The sequence below is a fragment of the Brevundimonas sp. genome (assembly GCF_036676055.1).
GTDB lineage: Bacteria > Pseudomonadota > Alphaproteobacteria > Caulobacterales > Caulobacteraceae > Brevundimonas.
Genome location: NZ_JAKFDS010000055.1, coordinates 1 through 21,237 on the forward strand (window position 1 = coordinate 1; position 21,237 = coordinate 21,237).

The 21,237-nt window shown below is 69.7% G+C and carries 22 protein-coding genes; 10 read left to right on the forward strand and 12 right to left on the reverse strand.

Features of this window, described 5'->3' with window-relative positions:
* The 3 genes from leuS to holA all read left to right on the forward strand — a co-directional run.
* On the forward strand, positions 1 to 2,272 hold a 2,272-nt coding region (gene leuS / locus V6M45_RS09245; protein ID WP_332655732.1), incomplete at its 5' end, for a leucine--tRNA ligase.
* Positions 2,272 to 2,757, forward strand: a complete 486-nt coding sequence (lptE, locus tag V6M45_RS09250; protein ID WP_332655734.1) for an LPS assembly lipoprotein LptE — start codon at positions 2,272 to 2,274, stop codon at positions 2,755 to 2,757. The genes leuS and lptE, both read left to right, overlap by 1 nt.
* A 10-nt stretch (positions 2,758 to 2,767) precedes the next feature.
* Positions 2,768 to 3,820 (forward strand): DNA polymerase III subunit delta, encoded by a 1,053-nt coding sequence (gene holA / locus V6M45_RS09255; protein ID WP_332655736.1) that lies wholly within the window; start codon positions 2,768 to 2,770, stop codon positions 3,818 to 3,820.
* Here the strand turns inward: holA and V6M45_RS09260 are convergent.
* The 11 genes from V6M45_RS09260 to hemE all read right to left on the reverse strand — a co-directional run bounded on the left by V6M45_RS09260 (position 3,817) and on the right by hemE (position 14,259).
* Positions 3,817 to 4,002, reverse strand: a complete 186-nt coding sequence (locus tag V6M45_RS09260) for a hypothetical protein (protein WP_332655738.1) — start codon at positions 4,000 to 4,002, stop codon at positions 3,817 to 3,819. The two genes, holA and V6M45_RS09260, sit on opposite strands and share 4 nt — an antisense overlap.
* 25 nt (positions 4,003 to 4,027) lie before the next feature.
* Entirely contained in the window at positions 4,028 to 4,921 is an 894-nt protein-coding gene (locus V6M45_RS09265; protein ID WP_332655740.1) for a ParB/RepB/Spo0J family partition protein, read from the reverse strand.
* A gap of 27 nt (positions 4,922 to 4,948) precedes the next feature.
* Positions 4,949 to 5,755: a ParA family protein gene (locus tag V6M45_RS09270; RefSeq protein ID WP_332655943.1), complete on the reverse strand. Its 807-nt coding sequence runs from the start codon at positions 5,753 to 5,755 to the stop codon at positions 4,949 to 4,951.
* Entirely contained in the window at positions 5,745 to 6,365 is a 621-nt protein-coding gene (gene rsmG / locus V6M45_RS09275; protein WP_332655742.1) for a 16S rRNA (guanine(527)-N(7))-methyltransferase RsmG, read from the reverse strand. The genes V6M45_RS09270 and rsmG overlap by 11 nt, the downstream gene beginning before the upstream one ends.
* A gap of 154 nt (positions 6,366 to 6,519) precedes the next feature.
* Positions 6,520 to 8,376, reverse strand: a complete 1,857-nt coding sequence (mnmG, locus tag V6M45_RS09280; RefSeq protein WP_332655744.1) for a tRNA uridine-5-carboxymethylaminomethyl(34) synthesis enzyme MnmG — start codon at positions 8,374 to 8,376, stop codon at positions 6,520 to 6,522.
* Positions 8,377 to 8,442: 66 nt separating this feature from the next.
* Positions 8,443 to 9,750, reverse strand: coding sequence for a tRNA uridine-5-carboxymethylaminomethyl(34) synthesis GTPase MnmE (mnmE, locus tag V6M45_RS09285; protein WP_332655746.1), 1,308 nt, complete (start codon positions 9,748 to 9,750; stop codon positions 8,443 to 8,445).
* Between the two features lie 22 nt (positions 9,751 to 9,772).
* Complete coding sequence (locus V6M45_RS09290) at positions 9,773 to 10,000, reverse strand: DUF6489 family protein (protein ID WP_332655748.1); 228 nt, start codon at positions 9,998 to 10,000, stop codon at positions 9,773 to 9,775.
* Between the two features lie 42 nt (positions 10,001 to 10,042).
* On the reverse strand, positions 10,043 to 11,458 hold the full coding sequence (gene rho, locus V6M45_RS09295; RefSeq protein WP_332655750.1) for a transcription termination factor Rho: 1,416 nt from the start codon (positions 11,456 to 11,458) through the stop codon (positions 10,043 to 10,045).
* A gap of 226 nt (positions 11,459 to 11,684) precedes the next feature.
* Complete coding sequence (locus tag V6M45_RS09300) at positions 11,685 to 12,164, reverse strand: CopD family protein (protein WP_332655752.1); 480 nt, start codon at positions 12,162 to 12,164, stop codon at positions 11,685 to 11,687.
* On the reverse strand, positions 12,161 to 13,219 hold the full coding sequence (gene hemH, locus V6M45_RS09305) for a ferrochelatase (RefSeq protein WP_332655754.1): 1,059 nt from the start codon (positions 13,217 to 13,219) through the stop codon (positions 12,161 to 12,163). Before hemH ends, V6M45_RS09300 begins: the two co-directional genes overlap by 4 nt.
* Positions 13,216 to 14,259 carry a uroporphyrinogen decarboxylase gene (gene hemE / locus V6M45_RS09310; RefSeq protein WP_332655756.1) on the reverse strand — a complete coding sequence of 348 codons (1,044 nt, stop codon included), beginning with the start codon at positions 14,257 to 14,259 and terminating at the stop codon, positions 13,216 to 13,218. Before hemE ends, hemH begins: the two co-directional genes overlap by 4 nt.
* A gap of 533 nt (positions 14,260 to 14,792) precedes the next feature.
* On the opposite strand from hemE, the gene V6M45_RS09315 reads away from it, so the two are divergent.
* From V6M45_RS09315 to dnaQ, 5 genes are read left to right on the forward strand one after another with little or no spacing between them, the layout of a single operon-like run.
* Positions 14,793 to 15,662, forward strand: coding sequence for a pyruvate, water dikinase regulatory protein (locus tag V6M45_RS09315; protein ID WP_332655758.1), 870 nt, complete (start codon positions 14,793 to 14,795; stop codon positions 15,660 to 15,662).
* A gap of 47 nt (positions 15,663 to 15,709) precedes the next feature.
* On the forward strand, positions 15,710 to 16,255 hold the full coding sequence (locus V6M45_RS09320) for a Maf family protein (RefSeq protein WP_442880574.1): 546 nt from the start codon (positions 15,710 to 15,712) through the stop codon (positions 16,253 to 16,255).
* On the forward strand, positions 16,252 to 17,049 hold the full coding sequence (locus tag V6M45_RS09325; RefSeq protein ID WP_332655762.1) for a shikimate dehydrogenase family protein: 798 nt from the start codon (positions 16,252 to 16,254) through the stop codon (positions 17,047 to 17,049). The genes V6M45_RS09320 and V6M45_RS09325 overlap by 4 nt, the downstream gene beginning before the upstream one ends.
* Positions 17,046 to 17,687: a dephospho-CoA kinase gene (gene coaE, locus V6M45_RS09330; RefSeq protein ID WP_332655764.1), complete on the forward strand. Its 642-nt coding sequence runs from the start codon at positions 17,046 to 17,048 to the stop codon at positions 17,685 to 17,687. Before V6M45_RS09325 ends, coaE begins: the two co-directional genes overlap by 4 nt.
* A 5-nt stretch (positions 17,688 to 17,692) precedes the next feature.
* Positions 17,693 to 18,409: a DNA polymerase III subunit epsilon gene (dnaQ, locus tag V6M45_RS09335; protein ID WP_332655766.1), complete on the forward strand. Its 717-nt coding sequence runs from the start codon at positions 17,693 to 17,695 to the stop codon at positions 18,407 to 18,409.
* A 12-nt stretch (positions 18,410 to 18,421) separates the two neighbouring features.
* Here the strand turns inward: dnaQ and secB are convergent, their stop codons facing one another.
* Positions 18,422 to 18,940 carry a protein-export chaperone SecB gene (gene secB, locus V6M45_RS09340; RefSeq protein WP_332655768.1) on the reverse strand — a complete coding sequence of 173 codons (519 nt, stop codon included), beginning with the start codon at positions 18,938 to 18,940 and terminating at the stop codon, positions 18,422 to 18,424.
* A gap of 240 nt (positions 18,941 to 19,180) precedes the next feature.
* Here secB and timA point away from each other — a divergent pair, with 240 nt between their 5' ends.
* Both timA and V6M45_RS09350 read left to right on the forward strand, forming a co-directional pair.
* Positions 19,181 to 19,816 (forward strand): TIM44-related membrane protein TimA, encoded by a 636-nt coding sequence (timA, locus tag V6M45_RS09345; protein WP_332655770.1) that lies wholly within the window; start codon positions 19,181 to 19,183, stop codon positions 19,814 to 19,816.
* A 35-nt stretch (positions 19,817 to 19,851) separates the two neighbouring features.
* On the forward strand, positions 19,852 to 20,949 hold the full coding sequence (locus V6M45_RS09350; RefSeq protein ID WP_332655772.1) for an MltA domain-containing protein: 1,098 nt from the start codon (positions 19,852 to 19,854) through the stop codon (positions 20,947 to 20,949).
* Positions 20,950 to 21,237: the final 288 nt, after the last annotated feature.

Genomic DNA, 21,237 nt, shown 5'->3' on the forward strand with positions numbered 1-21,237 from the left:
CGTCCATCCCGGCGACTGGACCTGGTCCAACATCGCCGCCATGCGCGACCAGCTGAAGCTGCTGGGCCTGTCGCTGGACTGGTCGCGCGAGTTCGCCACCTGCGACCCGGCCTATTACGGCAAGCAGCAGGCGTGGTTCCTCGAACTGTTCAAGCGGGGTCTCGTCTATCGCAAGGACTCGGTGGTCAACTGGGACCCGGTCGACAACACCGTCCTGGCCAATGAGCAGGTCGTCGACGGCCGCGGCTGGCGCTCCGGCGCGATCGTCGAGAAGCGCAAGCTGAACCAGTGGTTCCTGCGCATCACCGACTACGCCGACGATCTGATCGAAGGACTGAAGGAACTCGAAGGCCGCTGGCCCGACAAGGTCCGGCTGATGCAGGAGAACTGGATCGGCCGTTCCAAGGGGCTGCAGATGACCTGGCGCTGGGCCGGGCCCGCGCCCGAAGCCGCGCCGGAAGGGCTGGAGATCTACACCACCCGTCCGGACACCCTGTTCGGCGCGTCGTTTATGGGCATAGCGCCGGACCATCCGATCGCCCGCGCCCTGGCCGAAACCAACCCCGACGCCGCCGCCTTCGTGGCCGAGTGCCGCAAGGGCGGCTCGACCCAGGCCGAGATCGAACAAGCCGAAAAGATCGGCTTCGACACGGGGCTGAAAGTTCTGCACCCGTTCGACGGCCGCGAGGTTTCGGTGTGGATCGCCAACTTCATCCTCTCGGAGTACGGCACGGGCGCGATCTTCGGCTGCCCGGCCCACGACCAGCGCGATCTCGACTTTGCGCGCAAATATGACCTGCCTGTCGTCTCGGTCGTGAGACCTGACGGATCGGGAGATGATTTCGCTGTCGGAACAGAGGCTTACACCGGACCCGGAACCCTGTTCCAGTCCGACTTCCTCGACGGGATGGAGATCGAGGCGGCCAAGGCGGCGGCCATCGCCCGGATCGAGGCGGCGGGCCAGGGCGAGGGCGCGACGATCTACCGCCTGCGGGACTGGGGCGTCAGCCGCCAGCGCTACTGGGGCTGCCCGATCCCCATCATCCACTGCCCGTCCTGCGGCGCGGTCCCGGCCGCCGACCTTCCGGTCGAGCTGCCCCGCGACGTGACCTTCGACACGCCCGGCAATCCGCTGGACCGGCACCCGACGTGGAAACACGTCAAATGTCCGTCGTGTCACGGTGATGCGACGCGCGAGACGGACACCCTCGACACCTTCGTCGACTCCAGCTGGTATTTCGCCCGCTTCACCGATCCGACGGCCGAGGAGCCGATCTCCCGGACGGCCGCCGACAGATGGCTGCCGGTCGACCAGTATATCGGCGGCGTCGAGCACGCCGTGCTGCACCTGCTCTACGCCCGCTTCATCTCCCGCGCCCTGTCGGACGCCGGCCTGATGAGCGTGAAGGAGCCCTTCGCCGGCCTGTTCACCCAGGGCATGGTCGTCCACGAGACCTACCGCCGCGCCGACGGGGCCTGGGTCGAGCCCACCGACGTCGAACTGCTCCATGACGGCGGCAAGCGTTCGGCCCGCCAGCTCTCGACCGGCGAAACCCTGACGATCGGCGACATCGAGAAGATGTCGAAGTCGAAGAAGAACGTCGTCGCCCCGCAAGAGATCGTCGACACCTATGGCGTCGACGCCGGCCGCCTGTTCGTCCTCTCCGACAGCCCGCCCGAGCGGGACGTGCAATGGACCCCGGGCGGCGTCGAGGGCGCCAGCCGCTTCGTCCAGCGGGTCTGGGCCGAGGTCGATGGCTTCGATCCCGACTTCGCCGGCGAGGACCAGGCCAACGCCTCGCTCGTCCGCGAGACGCACAAGGCCATCAAGGCTGTGTCCGAGGGCATCGCCGGCTTCCGCTTCAACTCGGCCATCGCCAAGCTCTACGCCTTCGTGGCCACGGTGCGGGACCATGGCCAGGCGGGCGGCGCGGCGCGACGGCAGGCGCTGTCGGCCCTGCTGCGGCTGGTCGCGCCGTTCACGCCGCACCTGGCCGAGGAAGGCTGGACGCGGCTGGGCGAAGCGGGGATGATCCTCGACGCGCCGTGGCCCGAGTACGACCCGGCGCTGGCGGCCGACGACGAGGTCACCCTGCCGATCCAGGTCAACGGCAAGCGCCGCGGCGAAATCCGCGTCGCCCGAGGCCTCGAGCCGGCCGAGGTCGAGGCCATCGTCCTCGCCGACGCGGACGTGCAGGCGCGGCTGGAGGGTCAGACGGTGAGGAAGATCGTGGTGGTCAAGGATCGCATCGTCAATCTGGTGGTCGGCTGATGCGCCCGGCGCGGGCCGGCCTTGTCGCGCTGGCGGGACTGACGCTCGCCGGCTGCGGTTTCACCCCCCTCTACGGCGACGCGGGCGTGGGCTCCAGCCTGTCGCGCATCGCCGTCTCCACCCAGGATGATCGCCTCGGCTACCGGCTTCGCGAACAGCTCGAGGACGCACTCGGCCGCGACGCCGCCCAGGCCCCGCTGTGGCGGCTGCAGACCACGGTCGAACAGTCCCGCCGCCCGCTCGGCCGCCGCATCGACGACACCGCCACCCGTTATGAGCTGACCGTCCGCGGCGCCTGGACCCTGACCCCCGTCGGGGGCGGCCTGCCGCTGTCGGGTGTCGAGACGGTGACCACCACCTACGCCGCCGCCGATCAGCCCTACGCCGCCATCGCCGCCCAGCAGGACGGCGAGGAGCGCGCCGCCGCCGAGCTGGCGCGCCAGATCCGGCTGGACCTGATGCAGGCCCTGCCGGACCAGCCATGACCGCCGTCCGATGATCCTGGCGAAGCGGCCCGAGGTCGATCGCTTCCTCAAGGCGCCGGACCCGTCGGTGCGCGCCGCCGTCATCCACGGCAAGGACCGCTCGGGCGTGGCCGAGCGCGCCGCCCAGCTGTGCTGCGCCATCACCCCGGACCTCAACGACCCCTTCAACGTCACCGTCCTGACTGACAGCGACATTGACGGCGACGAGGCCCGTCTCGAGGAGGCGCTGACCGCCCTGTCGATGATCGGGGGGCGGCGGCTGGTGCGGGTGCGGCTCGGGTCGGAGAAGGCGTCGATCGACAAGATGCTGGCCGCGGCGCTGAAGGCCCACGCCGACGGCGCCTACAACCCGGACGCCATGCTGGTCATCGAGGCCGGGGCCCTGGGTCGCGACTCGGCGCTGCGCAAGGCGGCGGAGGCGGCGCCGGCCGCCGTCGCCATCGCCTGCTACGAGGACGAGACCGGCGACGTGGCCCGGATGACCCGCGAGGCCCTCGCCGCCGACAAGGTCGGACTGACCCAGGACGCGCTGGACCGGTTCGTCGCCCGCCTGCCCCGCGAACGCGGCCTGATGCGGCAGGAGATCGAGCGGCTGGTGCTCTACATCGGCCCCGGCTCGGGCCAGACTATCGACGTCGCCGAGCTGGAAGCGCACCTCGGCGTCGAGCCCGACGCCTCGCTTCAGGACGCCGCTCTTCAGGCCTTCGGCGGCCGCCCCGCCCCGGCCCAGTCGGGCCTGCGCCGGGCCCTGGCCGAGGGAGAATCGCCGGTAATGGCTGTGCGCCAGGCCTCGATCCACCTCGGCAAGCTGCGCCGCATCAATGTGCTGCAGGCCAATGGCGCGGGCGCCAAGGAGGCCGCCAAGTCGGCTGGCGTGTTCTGGAAACAGGAGGCGGAAATGCTGCGTCAGGCGCGCAGCTGGCGGCTCGAGGACCTCGACAAGGTGCTGGACAGCGTCAACGCCGCCGACATCGCCACCAAGACCACCGGCTCGCCCGACCAGCTGATCGCCGAACGGCTGCTGCTGGAAATTTCGGCCCGCGCTCGCCGGTTAGGGCTCTAGCCCCGCTTCGAGGCCTTGCGGAAGGCCGGCTTGGACAGGGCCAGATTGCGGGTCTGCTGGGCCTTCTGCTCGGCCCGGGCGCCGCCTTCCAGACCGCTGTGGGACGGGCCGCCGCCCGCCTTCTTGGCGGCGAGGGCCTTCTTCATCGCTTCAGCGGTCGGATTGCTCGGTTTCTCGGTCATGCCGTCACCCTAGCATGAACTGGTCTCAGCCCCGCATCAGGCGCCGGCAAAGGTCGTCCAGCTGCTCCAGAGTGCCGTAGCGCAGGGTCAGCTCACCCTTGCCGCCGCGGTCGACCAGCGACACCTGCAGGCCGAGGGCGTCGGTCAGATCCTGTTCCAGCGCCGCGATGTCGGCGCCGCCCTCCCCCGCCGCAGCGCCCGCACGAGCCTTGGCCTTGACCGGTTTCGGACCCTCGGCCGCGCGTCGCGCCACCGCCTCGGCCTGACGGACGTTCAGACCTTCCCTGACGATCTGCTCGGCCAGCTCGGCCGGATTCGGCGCCGTGATCAGGGCCCGGGCGTGGCCCGCGCTCATCTTGCCGGTCCGCACGTACCACAGCACCTCCTCCGGCAATTGAAGCAGGCGCAGGGTGTTGGCCACATGGCTGCGGCTCTTGCCGACCACGCCGGCGACGGCGTCCTGGGTCCGTCCGAACCGCTCCATCAGCAGGCGATAGGCGTCGGCCTCCTCCAGCGGATTGAGATCAGCCCGCTGGACGTTCTCGATGATGGCGACCTCGAACACCGCAACGTCGTCCATTTCGCGGACGATGACGGGCACCTGCGACAGTCGGGCGAGCTGCGACGCGCGCCAGCGACGCTCGCCGGCGACAATCTGCCAGACCCCGTCTTCCCTGGGGTGCGGCCGGACGAGGATGGGCTGCAGCACCCCCTTGTCGCGGATCGACTCGGCCAGTTCGGACAGCTCGGCCTGGCCGAAAATCTTGCGCGGCTGATCCGGATTGGGCTTCAGGGACTCGATCGGCGCCATGCGCACCCCGGCCGGGGCCGCCGAGCCGTCCACCGGCACAGCTTCGCCCGCCTGCTCTCCCAGAAGGGCCGACAATCCCCGGCCGAGGCCGCGCTGACGTTCACTCAACTGACTGATCCCATTCTGTTCTTTGCATCAGGCGGCCTGCAGCCGCCGCGTCTTCTCGCGCGCCACCACCTCGCGGGCGAGGCGCAGATAGGCCTGGCTGCCGGCGCATTTGAGGTCGTAGATCAGGGCCGGCTTGCCGAATGACGGCGCCTCGGACACCCGCACATTGCGCGGAATCACAGCCTCATAGACCTTGTCGCCGAAATGCGAGCGCACATCGGCCGCCACCTGCCCCGACAGGGCGTTGCGGCGGTCGTACATGGTCAGCACAAGGCCCTGGATCTCCAGCGTCGGGTTCAGGCTCTGCCGAACCATTTCGATGGTCTTCATCAGCTGGGTGAGGCCCTCCAGCGCGAAGAATTCGCACTGCAGCGGCACCAGCACCGCGTCGGCGGCGGCCATGGCGTTGAGGGTCAGAAGGTTCAGAGACGGCGGGCAGTCGATCAGCACATAGTCATACCGGGCCTGACCCTCGGAGCCCTGCCCCGCGAGCGCGTCGCGCAGGCGGAACGAGCGCCGGTCGGCCTGGCTGAGCTCGATCTCGACCCCCGACATGTCGGCGTCGGCCGGAATGATGTGCAGGCCGGGCACCGCCGTCGGGACGGCGGAATCATCGACGGAGCGGCCGTCGACGATGACGTCGTAGATGGTCACCCGCCGTGTTTCACGTGGAACACCGAGGCCGGTCGACGCATTGCCCTGCGGGTCCATGTCAACGATCAGGACCTTCTCGCCGATCGCCGCGAGGGCGGTGCCGAGGTTGATCGCCGTGGTCGTCTTACCGACGCCGCCCTTCTGGTTGGAAACGGCGAGGACGCGCGTCTTACCGGCTATGGACACGGCGGAGGCTCCGGACGGAAACGATACGTCCGCGCGGGTCGCTGCGCGAGACGGAAAGGCTGCTCTCGAAATGCCAGACCTTGCGGGCTTCGATCAACTCAGCCTCGGCCTTTTCCCCCTTGAGAAACAGCCCCTGTGCGCCGCGCTGTAGATAAGGCTGTGCATAGCCGAGCAGCTTCTCCATCGGCGCAACGGCGCGGGCGGTCACGACGTCGACCTTGAGCCTCTGCTCCTCGGCCCGGCCGTTGATCACCGTGGCCGGCAGGCTGAGCCCCTCGACGACTTCCTGCAGGAAGCGGCAGCGCTTGCCGAGGCTGTCAATCAACCAGACATGGGCGTCTGGCCGGCCCTTCAGCAGGATCGCCAGCACCACGCCGGGAAACCCGGCCCCCGCCCCGAGATCAGCCCAGGTGCGGGAATCCGGCGCCAGCTCCAGCAGCTGGGCCGAGTCCCAGATATGGCGGTTCCACACATCCGGCAGCGTGTCTGGCCCGATCAGATTCATCACGGCGTTGGCCTCGGCCAGCCGGCCGATGAAGGTCTCGAGATCCGCGATCTGGTCCGACGTTGCGCCGGTCAGGGCCTGGAACTCTGTGGGGGTCATTCTCCGGTATCCTCCCCATGAAATGGGGAGGTGGCACGCCGCGTCAGCGGCGTGACGGAGGGGCTGCCAGCGGCAGAGACGGACAGAGCCCCTCCACCGCTTCGCGGTCCCCCTCCCCATTGCATGGGGAGGAGAAGGTCGGCGCTGGCTTCCCTCACGCGGTCACCCGGGTCCGCTTCACGTGCGACAGCAGGGCCGTCAGGGCGCCGGGGGTCATGCCCTCGATCCGGCCCGCCTGCCCCAAGGTGCGCGGCTGGACGAGGGTCAGTTTCTCCCGCACCTCGTTCGACAGGCTGCCGATGGCGGCATAATCGAGGTCCTGCGGTATGGCCAGGGCCTCCTCCCGGCGCAGGGCTTCGGCGTCCGAAGCCTGGCGATCCAGATAACCGGCGTAGCTTGCATCGATCTCGATCTGCTCGCGCACCTGACGCGGCCAGGCGGCGATGGCGGGATGGACCGCCTCGAAGGTATTCAGGTCGACGCCCGGGAAGGCCAGCAGATCGCGGATCGAGCGGCGCTGCCCGTCGGAATTGACCGCCACGCCCAGCGCCCCGGCTTCCTTCGGCGTATAGGTGGTCCCGCGCACCAGCGCCGCCGCTTCATTAAGAAGGGCCGTCTTGGCTTCGAACGCCACCCGCCTTTCCGCGGAAACCAGTCCGGCGGCCATGGCGATCGGCGTCAGGCGCTGGTCGGCGTTGTCGGCCCGCAGCGTCAATCTGTACTCGGCCCGGCTGGTGAACATCCGGTAGGGCTCGGTCACCCCGCGTGTGACCAGATCGTCGATCATCACGCCGATATAGGCCTGGTCCCGGCCGAGGATGACCGGGTCCGATCCGGCGGCGGCGCGGGCGGCGTTCAGCCCGGCGAGGAGACCCTGGGCCCCCGCCTCCTCGTAGCCCGTGGTGCCGTTGATCTGGCCGGCCAGATACAGTCCGCGCCGTTTCTTGACCTCCAGCGCCGGCGTCAGCTCGCGCGGGTCGACGTAGTCGTATTCGATGGCGTAGCCGAAGCGGAACACCTCGACGGCTTCAAGACCCGGGATGGTGCGCAGGAAGGCGGCCTGGGTCGAGTCGGACACCGAGGTCGAGATGCCGTTCGGATAGACCGTCGGATCATCGAGGCCTTCCGGCTCGAGGAAGATCTGGTGCGAGGTCTTGTCGGCGAAGCGCACGACCTTGTCCTCGATCGAGGGGCAGTAGCGGGGCCCGCGGCCGGACAGGTGGCCGCCGTAGACGGCGCTGTCGCCGAGGTTGTCGGCGATGATGCGGTGGGTCGCCTCGGTCGTGTGGGTCACGCCGCAGGCGATCTGCGGCACGTCGATGCGGTCGGTCAGGAAGCTGAACGGCACAGGTTCGTCGTCGGCCGCCTGCATCTCCAGCCGGTCCCAGGCGATGGTGCGCCCGTCCAGCCGCGCCGGCGTGCCCGTCTTGAGCCGGCCCATGGACAGGCCGGCGCCATAGAGATCGGCGGCCAGTCCGGTCGACGGGGCTTCTCCGTGACGGCCGGCGGGGATGCGCTGGTCGCCCTTGTGGATGACGCCGTTGAGGAAGGTGCCGGTCGTCAGCACGACCGCGCCGGCCCGCAGTTCGGTCCCCTCCCCCGTCGCCACCCCGACGACACGGTCCCCCTCCAGGATCAGGCTCTCGGCCGTTCCGGCCATCAGGGTCAGGTTCGGGGTCGCGGACAGTTCGGCCTGCATGGCCTCGCGGTACAGGCGACGGTCGATCTGGCTGCGCGGACCCTGCACCGCCGCACCCTTGGAGCGGTTGAGCAGGCGGAACTGGATGCCGGAGACATCGCCCAGCCGGCCCATCAGGCCATCCATGGCGTCGATCTCGCGCACCAGATGACCCTTGCCCAGACCGCCGATGGCGGGGTTACAGGACATCTCGCCGATGGTCTCGAGCTTCTGGGTCAGCAGCAGGGTGGCCGCCCCGGCGCGCGCGGACGCGGCCGCGGCCTCACAGCCGGCGTGGCCTCCCCCGATGACGATGACGTCGAAACGCTTCATGGCCGGGGACATAGGGGAAAGCCGGCGCTTTCGCTACCGGGACGCGGGCGGTGTTTCACGTGAAACTCACTTCCCGATGCAGAAGGTCGAGAACACCTCGCCCAGAATGTCCTCGACGCCGATGGCGCCGGTGACCCGGGCCAGACTGTCGGCGGCCCGACGCAAATCATCACCGGCCATTTCGGGGGCGACGTCGAGCGCCCGGCGCCCGGCCTCGACAGCCGCCAGGGCCTCGGTCAGCCGGCGGCGGTGCCTCTCGCGGGTGACCGCCGGGAAGTCCGCGCCCGACAGGTCACGCGCCAGTCTCGCCGCCAGCCAGTCGTGCAGGGCGGGGAGGCCTTCACCGGTCTTCGTGCTGACAACCAGCGCCTCATGATCGGCCGGCAGGTCCACCCGGCCGATATCCGCCTTGGTCAGGACCACCAGATCGTCAGGGCGCGCATAGGCCGCCGCAGGGCCATCCGGATCCTCCGGCGCCCGGACCCACAGCCTCAGCTCCGCCTGCTCCGCCCGCGCCCGGGCGCGGCGGACTCCTTCGGCCTCGATCGGGTCGTCGCTGTCTCGCAAGCCGGCGGTGTCCGCCAGGGTCACCGCATAGCCCCCGATGATGAGGTCGGCGTCGAGCACATCCCGCGTGGTGCCGGCGATGGGGGTGACGATGGCCGCCTCACGCGCCACGAGGGCGTTGAAGAGCGACGACTTGCCGGCGTTGGTCTCACCAATCAGGACGATGCGGTAGCCCTCGCGCACCCGCTCGCCCCGTCGGGCGTCCGCCAGCGCCGTCTTCAAATCGGCGATCAGACCGTCCAGTACAGGCCCGGCCGTGCGGGCCAGATTGTCCGGCACCTCCTCGTCGGGAAAATCGATCTCGGCCTCGACCAGGGCCAGGGCCTTGAGCAGGTCACGGCGGAAGCCGGAGTAGGTCTGGGACAGGGCTCCGTCGAGCTGCCCCAGAGCCTGGGCCGCCTGGGCCGTGGTCTCGGCGTCGATCAGGTCCGCGACGGCCTCGGCCTGGGCCAGATCCATGCGGCCATTCTCGAAGGCGCGGCGGGTGAACTCGCCGGGCTCCGCCGGGCGAAGGCCCAGCGTTACGAGGGCGTCGCTGACGGCCTCGACCACCGCCCGTCCGCCGTGAATGTGCAGCTCGGCGCAGTCCTCGCCGGTGTAGGATTTCGGGCCAGGAAAGCGGAGCACGAGGGCCTGATCGAGCGCCCGCCCATCAAGGACGAGATCACGAAGCGACGCCAGGCGCGGCTTCAGACCACCGGCGCCGAGGCTGGCCAGCGCCGCATCGGTGTGCGGTCCGGACAGGCGGAGAATGGCGATGGCCCCGCGCCCCGGCGGCGTGGCCAGGGCGAAGATGGTGTCGGTCATGGCGCGGAGCGGAGACGCGGCGTCACGGCTTGGTCGCCGCTTCCATCAGCTTGCGGAACTGGTCCTGGGCCTGAAGGCCGAAACTGGTCCAGGTCTTCATCAGCTCATCCGGCTGCATGGCGGCCATGTTCTCGTCCATGCGCCGCTTCATCTCGGCGACGAGATGGTCGTTCAGCGGCTCGACGTTGGGAAGGCCGAGAAAGGCCCGCGCCTCGGCCGGCTCGCACTCGATCTCGATATTGACCTTCATCGCCCCGCTCCTGTTTCACGTGAAACAGCGGCCATCCCGCCGTCAGGTGTTCATCGACTGGAAGAAGTCCGCATTGTTCTTCGACTGCCGCAGCTTGTCGATGAGGAACTCGATCGCGTCCTGCGGGCCCATCGGGTTGAGGATGCGGCGCAGGACGTAGGTCTTGGCCAGCTGGTCCTTCGGCGTGGTCAGCTCTTCCTTGCGGGTGCCGGACTTGAGCACGTCGATCGCCGGGAAGATGCGCTTGTCGGCGACCTTGCGGTCCAGCACGATCTCGGAGTTGCCGGTGCCCTTGAACTCTTCGAAGATCACCTCGTCCATCCGTGAGCCGGTGTCGATCAGGGCGGTAGCGATGATGGTCAGCGAGCCGCCCTGCTCCACATTCCGCGCAGCGCCGAAGAAGCGCTTGGGCCGCTGCAGGGCGTTGGCGTCGACGCCGCCGGTCAGGACCTTGCCCGACGAGGGAACGGTGGCGTTGTAGGCGCGGCCGAGGCGGGTGATGGAGTCGAGCAGGATGACGACATCCTTCTTGTGCTCGACCAGGCGTTTGGCCTTTTCGATCACCATTTCGGCGACGGCGACGTGGCGGGTGGCCGGCTCGTCGAAGGTCGAGGCGATGACCTCCCCCTTCACCGTCCGCTGCATGTCGGTGACTTCTTCCGGCCGTTCGTCGATCAGGAGGACGATCAGGAAGACCTCGGGGTGATTCTTCTCGATCGACTTGGCGATATTCTGCAGCATCACCGTCTTGCCGACCCGCGGCGGGGCCACGATCAGGCAGCGCTGGCCCTTGCCGAGCGGCGCGACGATGTCGATGACCCGGCCAGAGCGGTCCTTCAGCGTCGGGTCCTGAATTTCCATGTGCAGCCGCTCTTCGGGATAGAGCGGGGTCAGGTTGTCGAACAGGACCTTGGTCTTGACCATCTCGGGGTCTTCGAGATTGATCGTATCGACCTTGAGCAGGGCGAAATAGCGCTCGCCCTCGCGCGGGCCGCGCACGGCGCCATGGATGGTGTCGCCCGAGCGCAGGCCGAAGCGGCGGATCTGCGAGGGCGAGACGTAGACATCGTCCGGACCCGGAAGATAGTTTGCGTCCGGGCTGCGCAGGAAGCCGAAGCCGTCCGGCAGGATCTCCAGCACGCCGTCGGCGATGATCTCGACTTCTTCGTCAGCCAAGGCCTTGAGGATGGCGAACAGCAGGTCCTGCTTGCGCAGGTTCGAGGCGTTCTCGACCTCGAGGCCCTCGGCGAAGGCGACCAGGTCGGCCGGCGTCTTCTCGTTCAGCTCGGCAAGGGTGATGCGGCCGTTGGGGACGATCGGCTCGCCGTCGTCCTCGTCTTCATCAGCCTCCTGATCGACCATCGGCAGGTCGGCGGCGGCGACCTCATTGGTCGGCAGGTCGCCTTCGAGGGTCTCGGCCTCGGGAGCGGTGGGATCGGTGTCGCGGACGTCGGTCATGGGAAATCTTCTTCAGGCGTGCGCGCAAGGACGCCCGCTGCAGCGGGGCCGGGCGGCTGGCGATGTTGGCCCGGGGGGCCGGCAGGGAGGGCGGCGTGGGTCCCGCAGGGTCGATCCGGCAGGCGTCGCTGTAAGAGAGGGACCGTCCGGAAGGCGAAAGCCCTGGGCCAGGATCGGTTCGCGACCAGCGAAACCACGCCGGGCCGGCAAGGTCAAGCGCTGGCGATCAGCCGAGGGTCCATTCGACCGTCACCGACAGCACGGCGACGATGGCGATCAGGAAGGGGATCTCGTTGGTCATGCGCCAGAAGCGGCCGGAACGGGTCGAGGTCCCGGCCTGGATGCGCCTGAACTCTCCCGCCAGGAACCCGTGCCAGCCGCTGAGAGCAGTGACGGCGACAAGCTTGGTCGCCATCCACGGCTCGGCGAGGAAGATCCACCCCTGCCCGAAGCCGTAGACATGAATGAGGATCATCCAGACGCCGAAGACCCAGGCGGCGGTCATCGACGGATTGATGATGATCTTGAGCAGGCGGCGCTGCCAGATGCGCAGGAGGCCCTGCATTTCGGCGCGCAGGGGCTCCGGCTTGCCCGACTGTTCGGCATCGTAGGCGTAGAGCCGGGGCAGGAACAGCATCCCGGCCATCCAGGCGATCACCGCCAGGATGTGCAGGCCGCGCACGACGTTGAACGTCTCGAAACTCATGCCGCCCGGTTCTCCGCCTGACAGGGACAGGCCTTCCAGTCCCCGCGGCACCCGGGACCGTAGGGCGCGACGCCGGTGCGCGACAATCCATGCAGCGCGGCCTCCGCCAGGGCGTTGATGAACGACGCCGATGTCCCGACCGCAGGGACCCTCAGATAGGGCTCAACCCCGAGTTTGTGGGCCAGCTCACCGTATTCGATGTCGAGCTCGACGAGGGTCTCGACGTGCTCGGAGACGAAGGCGATCGGCACGACCACGGCGCCCACGCCGTCGGCGGCGGCCTGTTCCAATGCCTCCGGAGTCGAGGGGCCGAGCCACTTCATCGGCCCGACCCGGCTCTGGTAGCAGAGAGCGTGATCAACCGGCCGGCCCAGGGCTTCCAGTTTCGCCACAACGGCTGCGACCGTGCTTTCCACCTGTTCCTGATACGGATCGCCCTTGCGGCTGATCAGCGACTCCGGGATGCCGTGGGCCGAAAACAGCACCCGGACCGGCTCGTCTCCGGCCTCGTCCAGCTTGCGGCCGATCGCCTCGGCCTGGGCTTCGACCCAGCCATAGGCCTCAGGCCAGCAACAGATGGTGCGGCTCTCGCCAGGGCCCGCGTAAACGGCGTGCCAGCGCTTCAGCGAGGACTCGGTCGTGGTGGTCGAGAACTGGGGATACAGCGGCAGCAGGACGATTTCGTCGGGACCAAAGGCCTCGACCTCGGCAGCCGCCTCTTCCGTCAGCGGCGACCAGTAGCGCATGGCGATGAAGGCCCGCACCTCGTCGTCGGGAAGCCTCTGCGCCAGAGCCGCCTCCAGCGCGTCAGCCTGTCTGCGCGTTTCGGGCAACAGCGGCGATCCCCCGCCCATCAAGGCATAGTTGGCTTGGGCCGATTTCTCGCGACGGCTGGAGATCAGCCGGGCCAGCGGTGTGCGGGCGATCCCCGGCAATCCGATGATGGCGGGGTCGTTGAACAGGTTGAACAGGAAGGGCTTCACCGACGCCTGGTCGTCCGGTCCGCCAAGATTGAACAGGACAACGGCGATGCGGCGGCCGGTGAGCGTCCTCATTGGGCGCCGATCCGCTTCAGCACCTGCTCGACGTGAGCCATCGGCACGTCGGGAAGGATGCCGTGGCCGAGGTTGAAGATCCACGGCCCCTGCCCCCAAGCCTCGAGCAACTGGTCCACGCGGCGATCGAGCAGCGGGCCGCCGGCGCGTAACAGCAGCGGGTCGAGAGCGCCCTGGATCGGCTTGACGGCCTGAACCCGGCGCCCGACCGCCAGCGGACAAGCCGTATCCAGCGCCACGGCCTGCACGTCACATTCGGTGGCGTAACGTTCCGCCAACGCCGCCGAGCCGCGCGGGAAGCCGATCAGAGGCACGGTCACCCCCAGCTCCCGGACCCGCTTCACCAGCGCCTGGTGCGGCTTCAGGACGAGGGTTTCGAACAGGTCGTCGGGCAGGCCCTCGGCCCAGCTCTCGAAGATCTTCAGCACTTGCGCCCCGGCGTCGGCCTGCATCTTCAGATAGTGGGCCGTGGCCTCGACCAGCACCTCCAGCAGGGCCGCAACCTTGTCGGGTTCGGCATAGGCGTAGGTCCGGGCCTGGGCGCGCTCGCCCTTGCCGATGGTCCGGGCCTCGCCGTCCAGCATGTAGGTAGCCACCGTCCAGGGCGCTCCGGCGAAACCGATCAACGCGCGGTGCGGCTCGAGTTCGCCCCTGACGATCGACAGGGTCTGGCCCACCTGTTTCAACGCCTCGCCGGCGCCGGAGGCCAGCGCCCGCATCGTCTCCACCGGTGGCAGGGCTCCGAGCCGAGGCCCCTCCCCTGCCTCGAACCACACCTCCTGGCCGAGGGCCCGGGGGATCAGCAGGATATCGGCGAACACGATGGCCGCGTCGAAGCCGAAGCGTCGCATCGGCTGCAGCGTGGCCTCAGCGGCTTTTTCGGGGTCGAGGCAGAAAGAGATGAAATCCGGCGTTGTCGCCCTGAGCGCCCGGTACTCGGGCAGATAGCGTCCCGCCTGGCGCATGAACCACACGGGTGGACGCCCGGTCGCCTGGCCGGCGAGAACCTTGAGCAGCAGCGGGGTGTCGGAAACGGTCATCTGATCTCGGGCTTACCGGGGGGCCCTGTCTCGCTCAAGCCCAGGCCGATGTCGCACCCCCCTTCCTTCAATGAAAGAGATTCGAAGAAGAATGGTGGAAGAAGGCAGGGCGGGGGATGGCGGGGATAACAGAGGCCCATCTGGCCGGTTTGCCGCGCTTATCCGCAGCGGGTTCCGACGGTCTTCCACCGACGCCCACCGGGTTGGTGAAAGCGGGGACAACCGGCGCAAGCCCTTGATCTGTCTGACACCGCCCGTGGAGAACAGAGGCGACGAGCCGGGCGCCGTTAAGGATTTGTTAAGGTTGTCCACACCCGATCGCGAGCGCCGCCGACGGCGCGGGATGACTCGCCCGATGGGCGGGGGCGCCGTCCACCTTGATCCCCGCTCGCCGCCTTCCGTCGGCCCGGCTATAGAGATCGACGCACCGGTCAGGGTGATCGGCGCCCGACCCCGTCCACAGGAGTCTCGTCGTCATGGACAGCTTCCGATGAGTCCGTCCCCATGAGCGGCGCGTCCCCGAGGCCAGCACCGTGAGTCCCGCCCGTGCCTCCGGCGCCTCGCGTCTGGCGACATATTTCCACGTCCATCTGGTCTCGGACTCGACCGGCGAAACCCTGAACGCCATGGCCAAGGCGGTCGTGGCCCGCTTCGACGGGGTGATCCCGATCGAGCACATCTACGCCCTCGTCCGCTCCGCCAAACAGATGGACCGGGTGCTGGAGGAGATCGCCGCCTCGCCCGGCGTCGTGCTGCATACCCTGGTCGACCGTGAGTTGCGCGAGCAGCTGGAGGACGGCTGCCGGCGGCTGGACATGCCGCAGATCGCGGCGCTGGACCCGCTGGTCGGCGCCCTGTCGCGCTACCTCGGCGCGGCGCTTTCGACGCGGGTGGGGGCCCAGCACGCGCTCGACACCGACTATTTCAACCGCATCGCGGCGCTCGACTACGCCATGGCTCATGATGACGGCCAGGGCACGACCGAGCAGCTGGAGAGCGCCGACGTGGTCCTGTGCGGCGTCAGCCGGACCTCCAAGACGCCGACCTGCATCTATCTGGCCCACCGCGGCATCCGCGCCGCCAATGTGCCGCTGGTGCCGGGTCAGGAGGACGGAGAGCGACTGGTCGGGCTGAAGAACCCGCTGGTCATCGGCCTGACGGTCTCGCCGGACCGACTGGTGCAGATCCGCCGGAACCGGCTGGATGGCCTCAACGCCGGCCGGGCCTCGTCCTACACCGACCACGAGGCGGTGCGCGAGGAGACGGTCAAGGCGCGCCGGGCCTTCGAACGCCGCGGCTGGCCGGTCATCGACGTGACGCGGCGGTCGGTCGAGGAGACGGCGGCGGCGATCATCAACGTTCTGAACGAGCGCCGCACCCATCGCGTGGGGACCAGCTGGTGAGCGGCGAGCGATTGATCCTGGCGTCGAAGAGCGCGGCGCGGCGAGCCATGCTGGAAGGCGCGGGCGTGCCCTTTTCGGTCCAGGTCGCCGATGTGGACGAGGACGCGGTCAAGGCGACGCATGATCCGGGCGACGCCGCAGGGCTGGCGGCCGAGCTCGCCCGGGTGAAGGCTTTGGCGGTGTCGCGCCATGATCCGGACGCCTGGGTCTTGGGAGCCGACCAGACCTTGGCCTTCGCCGGCGGACTGGTGTCCAAGGCTCCCTCGATCGCCGCCGCCCGGGCCCAGCTGTCAGCCCTGCGCGGACAAAGCCATCATCTGCACTCTGGCGCGGCTCTGGCTCGCAACGGTCAGGTGGTCTGGTCCGGCGTCGACACGGCGGCGATGCGGATGCGCGTCTTTTCGGACGCCTTCCTTGAGGCCTATCTGGCGTCCGAGGGCGAGGCGGTCCTTGGGTCGGTCGGCTCCTACAGGCTCGAGGGGATGGGCTCGCAGCTGTTCGAAGCGGTCGACGGCGACTATTTCACCGTGCTCGGCCTGCCGCTGTGGCCTGTGCTGGCGGAACTGCGCCGCGCCGGAGTGCTGGCGGAATGACGGTGATCGCGGGCGTCGCGGGTCAGCCGATCGGACATTCGCTGAGCCCGTTGATCCACCGGGCGTGGATCGCGGCCGCGGGACTGGACGCGGACTATCGCGCCTTCGGGCCGGAGGACGAAGCCGGATTCGCCGCCCTGGTCGCCGAAGGCCGCGCGAGGGGGCTGCGAGGGCTGAATGTGACCGCGCCGTTCAAGGCCGCGGCGCTGGCGCTGGCGGACGAGGTCAGCGCGTCGGCGCGGCTGTGCGGCTCGGCCAATCTGCTGGTGTTTGAGCGTGGTCGGATCTCGGCCGACAGCACTGACGGTGAAGGTCTGATGGCGGCGCTGGCCGAACAGGCGCCGGAGCTGGATGTCGCGGGCCAGTCCGTCCTGATCCTCGGCGCCGGCGGCGCGGCGCGGGCGGCGGCGGCGGCCTTGACGGCGGCTGGCGCTGACGTCGGCGTCCTCAACCGGTCGGCGGAGCGGGCCCGGGTGCTGGCTGCCGATCTCGGGGTCCGGGTGGCCGGGCCGGATGCGGAGACGAAGGCGGCGCTGGTGGTCAATGCGTTGAGCGTCCCGCCTGGGCTCGACATCGGGGCCCTCCGTCGGGACGCGGTGCTGATGGACATGACCTACCGGCCGTTGCTGACCTCCTTTCTAGCCGCCGGGCGGGCGCGGGGCCTGACCACGGTCGACGGTCTGGCCATGTTGATCGGTCAGGCGCGGCCTTCGTTCCGGGCCCTGTTCGGCATGGACCCGCCCCCGGTGGATGTTCGCGTCCTGGCCCTCGCCGCCCTTGGAGAGACCGAATGATCGTACTCGGCCTGACCGGCTCCATCGGCATGGGCAAGACGACGACGGCAGAGATGTTCGCCGAAGAGGGCGCGCTGGTGTGGAACGCCGACGAGGCGGTGCACCGGCTCTACGCCCGGGGCGGGGCCGCGGTCGGGCCGGTGGGCGAGGCCTTTCCCGGCGTGGTGGTCGATGGGGCCGTGGACCGGATCCGGCTGGTGGGGGCGCTGGGGCAGGACGATGAGGCGTTCCGGCGGCTGGAGGCGATCGTCCATCCGTTGGTGCTGCAGGGGCGGCTGGAGGATCTGGCCGGGGCGGAGCGGCGCGGCGTGCGGCTGGCGGTGCTGGATATCCCCCTGCTGTTCGAGACCGGGGGCGACGCGGCGGTGGACGCGGTGGTGGTGGTCACCGCCGATCCGGAGGTCCAGGCGGAGCGGGTGCTGGCCCGGCGCGGCATGACCCGGGAGCGGTTCGAGGCCATTTTGGCGCGGCAGACGCCTGACGCCGAGAAGCGCCGGCGGGCGGACTTCATCGTCGACACCGGCCAGGGGCTGGAGGCGGCGCAGGCGCAGGTGCGGGAAATCGTGGGGACGGTTCTGGCTCCGGGGTGGACTTCGCCCCGGCGCGGGCTTTCGCCCGACGGCGAAGCGATTCAATAAGGGGGATGGCCCGCGAAATCGTTCTCGACACCGAAACCACTGGCTTTGATCCGAAGACGGGCGACCGGCTGATCGAGGTCGGCTGTATCGAGATCGAGGACCTGCTGCCGACCGGGCGGATGTATCACACCCTCGTCTATCCGGAGCGGCTGATCCCGCCCGACGCCATCCGGGTGCACGGCATCACGGACGAGAAGGTGAAAGGGGCGCCGCGATTCCACGAGGTGGTGGGGGAGCTGATGGAATTCATCGGCGACGCGCCGGTGATCGCCCACAACGCCGCCTTCGACCGCTCCTTCATCGACCACGAGTGCGGCCTGTGCGGCCATCCGCTGCTGGAGGAGACGCGCTGGATCGATACGCTGAAACTGGCCCAGAGCCGGTTTCCGGGCATGGCCAATTCGCTCGACGCCCTGTGCAAGCGGTTCAAGATCAGCCTGGTCGAGCGTACCCTGCACGGAGCCCTGATCGACGCCCGGCTGCTGGCCGAGGTCTATCTGGAGCTGAAGGGCGGCAAGGAGCGGCGGCTGGACCTGACGGCGGCGCGGACGGTCACCACCGCCGCCGCGGCCGCTGCGTCGGGCGGATATGGACCGCGCCCGCGGCCGCTGGCGCCGCGCTCGACCGAGGCCGAGCAGGCGGCGCACCTGGCCTTCCTGCGTGAGACCCTGAAGGACCACTCGCTGTGGGCGGCCTACGGTCTGGACGTGGAGGCGGCCTGAGCCGCCCTGACCTCAGGCCTGGGCGGTTTCGGCCGGGCCGCGGGCGATCTGCTGCTGGCGCGACATGTAGATGGCGGCGAAGTCGATCGGGTCGAGCATGAAGGGCGGATAGAAGCCGCCGTCCGAGGTGGCGCGGGCGATGATCTCGCGCGCGAACGGGAACAGGTAGCGCGGGCACTCGATCAGCAGCATCGGCTCGATGTCCTGCTCGGCCACGCCGTGCAGGGCGAACAGGCCGCCGTAGAGCAGTTCGACGTTGAACACGGTCATGGCGTCGGTCGAGGCCTTGACGGTCAACCGCAGCTCGACCTCGAACAGGCCGTCCTTGCGGCCCTGGGCGTTCATCTCGACGCCGAGGTCGATGGCCGGCTTGCCGTCGAGGCGCAGCGAGTCCGGGGCCTTGGGGTTCTCGAACGACAGGTCGCGAACGTACTGGGCCAGAATGCGGAAGCCCGGGCCGGCGGGGGCCTCGGCGCCGTTCGGAACGGGCGCGGCGGTGTTGGCGTCGGCGGGCGGAGCGGCGTCGGTCATGGCGGGTCGGTCTTGTCTGGAATGGCGTGAGGGGCGCGGCGGTCCGGCCCGGAAGGCGCGGCGACTACCATGCAGCGCCGCTTGCGGCAACGACGCTCGCCCGGCGGGGAACGCCGCCGCCGCGGCGATCCGGGCGATCCGCCGCAGGAGAGCGGGGGAGCCGTTCGCCTTGCGCGCCCCCATATCAGCCCCTAATCGTCGTTTCGCCGCGCCCTGCGTTCAATGGGCGCCAGTCAGGGAATGCCCGTGCCGGTCCAGGTCCAGATCGTCATCTTCGCCGTGATCGCGGCCATCGTGCTGTTCCAGCTCTATAATGTGCTGGGCAAGAAGGTCGGGCGGCAGCCCGAGGAGGACGCCCGGGCCCAGCCGCCCGCGCCGGCCCCCGCCGCCGAAGGCGCCGCCGGCCGTCCCAGCGCGCTGGACGCCGTCACCCTGGCCTCCATCGCCGGCCTGAAGGCGCGCGACCCCAATTTCGACCCGGTCCGCTTCCTCGAAGGCGCGCGCCAGGCCCATGAGACCATCGTCCGCGCCTACGCCTCGGGCGACCGCGAGACCCTGAAGCCGCTGCTGACCCCGCATGTCATGGCCTCGTTCGAGGCCGGCATCGCCGCCCGCGAGGCGCGGGGCGAGACCGAGGAGGCCGAGTTCCTGCACCCGGCCCGGGCGGACCTGGAGACGGCCACCGCCGAGGAGAACCGTGCGATCGCCAAGGTCCGTTTCCTGGCCGAGTTGCGCAACCGGGTGAAGTCGGCCGATCCGGCCGCTGAGGAACAGGTCGAGGAGCGCCGGGTGGCCGAGGTCTGGACCTTCGAGCGGACCCTGGGCGCCAGCGACCCCAACTGGCTGCTGGCCCGCACCGAGCCCGCCGCCGCATGAGGAACGGGCGCCGCGGGTCCGGCCCCGGGGCGACGATGCGCGCGGGGGCGCTGGCCCTGATGCTCGCGCTGGCGGCCTGCGCCACGCCGCGGGGCCCGGTCGCTCCGACCCGGCCGACGCCTGCGCCGCCGGTTCCCGGACCCGTTGCGCCTGCGCCGTCGGCAGGCCTGAGCCCCGCCGCCCTGCCCGGCTGGAACCATGAGGATCACCTAGCCGCCTTTGACGCCTGGACCGACGGCTGCCGCGCGGCCCGCGATCCAGCGGGACGGACCCAGTGTGAGCGGGCGCAGCAGCTGCGGCGCACCTCGAAGCCGGTGACGCCGTCACTGGCCCGGGCGTTTTTCGAGAGCGGCTTCTCGGTGGTCGCGGCGGAGACGGCGGACGGCGGGCCCGGTCTGCTGACGGCCTATTTCGCGCCTGAATACGCCGCCCGGCGCAGCCCCGACGCCGAGTTCGACATGCCGGTGCTGGCTCCGCCCCCCGGCTGGTCGCGTGGTCAGGTCCTGCCGGAGCGGGCCCGCATCGAGGCGGACCCGGCGGCGGCCTCGGGCGCGGCCCCGCTGGCGTGGATGCGCGCCGAGGACCTGTTCTTCATGCAGATCCAGGGCTCGGGCTATCTGACCTTCGCCGATGGATCGAAGGCGCGGGCCGCCTACGCCGCCGACAACGGCCGGCCCTTCACCGGGATCGCCCGGCCGATGGCGGAGCAGGGTCTGCTGCCGCCGAACGGAACCTCGGGCGAGGCCATCCGGGCCTGGCTGGCGGCGCATCGGGGGGCGGAGGCGCGGGCGGTGATGGCGCTGAACCCGCGCTACATCTTCTTCAGCCTCGCCCCCGACGACGGCGGCGATCCGAACGGGGCGGCGGGAATCCCCCTGCCCGCCCGGCGCGCCATCGCCGTCGATCCGACGCACTGGCGCTATGGCGACCTCGTCTGGATTCACGCCGACGGCGGGAACCTGACGGGCGCCCGGGGCAGCTATCAGGGGCTGGTCGTGGCGCTGGACACCGGCTCGGCCATCCGGGGTCCGGTGCGGGCCGACCTCTACGTGGGACGCGGCGCGGCGGCCGGCGAGGAGGCCGGGGCGGTGCGTCATCCGCTCAGGATGTGGCGGCTGGTTCCGCGGCCGTAGCGGGCGGCCGGGTTCCACCCGGGTGAAATCCGGAACAACGGGGGGCGGAGTCGGCAGGGTCGGCATCGGCGGCGCAAAAACCGGGGTGCAGAGTCGGCAGAGTCTATATCGGCGCGCCTCGGACGGTGCGGCGGGAATGCGGTTGTCAAAGACCGGGGCCTGCCGCGGCGACAGGACGGGCGGCATTATGCGCCCGCCGGCCTGTCCGGATGGAAGATGGGTTCTAGAAACGGCGAGGCGTCTGGAAACTCGGGAGTTTGTCCGCTGAACCCGACTATGTTTTCGCGG

Coding starts and splice junctions, on each gene's coding strand:
- lptE (WP_332655734.1), top strand. CDS start 2,272: ATGCGCCCGGCGCGGGCCGGCCTTGTCGCGCTGGCGGGACTGACGCTC.
- holA (WP_332655736.1), top strand. CDS start 2,768: ATGATCCTGGCGAAGCGGCCCGAGGTCGATCGCTTCCTCAAGGCGCCG.
- V6M45_RS09260 (WP_332655738.1), bottom strand. CDS start 4,002: ATGACCGAGAAACCGAGCAATCCGACCGCTGAAGCGATGAAGAAGGCC.
- rsmG (WP_332655742.1), bottom strand. CDS start 6,365: ATGACCCCCACAGAGTTCCAGGCCCTGACCGGCGCAACGTCGGACCAG.
- mnmG (WP_332655744.1), bottom strand. CDS start 8,376: ATGAAGCGTTTCGACGTCATCGTCATCGGGGGAGGCCACGCCGGCTGT.
- mnmE (WP_332655746.1), bottom strand. CDS start 9,750: ATGACCGACACCATCTTCGCCCTGGCCACGCCGCCGGGGCGCGGGGCC.
- V6M45_RS09290 (WP_332655748.1), bottom strand. CDS start 10,000: ATGAAGGTCAATATCGAGATCGAGTGCGAGCCGGCCGAGGCGCGGGCC.
- rho (WP_332655750.1), bottom strand. CDS start 11,458: ATGACCGACGTCCGCGACACCGATCCCACCGCTCCCGAGGCCGAGACC.
- V6M45_RS09300 (WP_332655752.1), bottom strand. CDS start 12,164: ATGAGTTTCGAGACGTTCAACGTCGTGCGCGGCCTGCACATCCTGGCG.
- hemH (WP_332655754.1), bottom strand. CDS start 13,219: ATGAGGACGCTCACCGGCCGCCGCATCGCCGTTGTCCTGTTCAATCTT.
- hemE (WP_332655756.1), bottom strand. CDS start 14,259: ATGACCGTTTCCGACACCCCGCTGCTGCTCAAGGTTCTCGCCGGCCAG.
- V6M45_RS09320 (WP_442880574.1), top strand. CDS start 15,710: ATGCTGGAAGGCGCGGGCGTGCCCTTTTCGGTCCAGGTCGCCGATGTG.
- V6M45_RS09325 (WP_332655762.1), top strand. CDS start 16,252: ATGACGGTGATCGCGGGCGTCGCGGGTCAGCCGATCGGACATTCGCTG.
- coaE (WP_332655764.1), top strand. CDS start 17,046: ATGATCGTACTCGGCCTGACCGGCTCCATCGGCATGGGCAAGACGACG.
- dnaQ (WP_332655766.1), top strand. CDS start 17,693: ATGGCCCGCGAAATCGTTCTCGACACCGAAACCACTGGCTTTGATCCG.
- secB (WP_332655768.1), bottom strand. CDS start 18,940: ATGACCGACGCCGCTCCGCCCGCCGACGCCAACACCGCCGCGCCCGTT.
- timA (WP_332655770.1), top strand. CDS start 19,181: ATGCCCGTGCCGGTCCAGGTCCAGATCGTCATCTTCGCCGTGATCGCG.
- V6M45_RS09350 (WP_332655772.1), top strand. CDS start 19,852: ATGCGCGCGGGGGCGCTGGCCCTGATGCTCGCGCTGGCGGCCTGCGCC.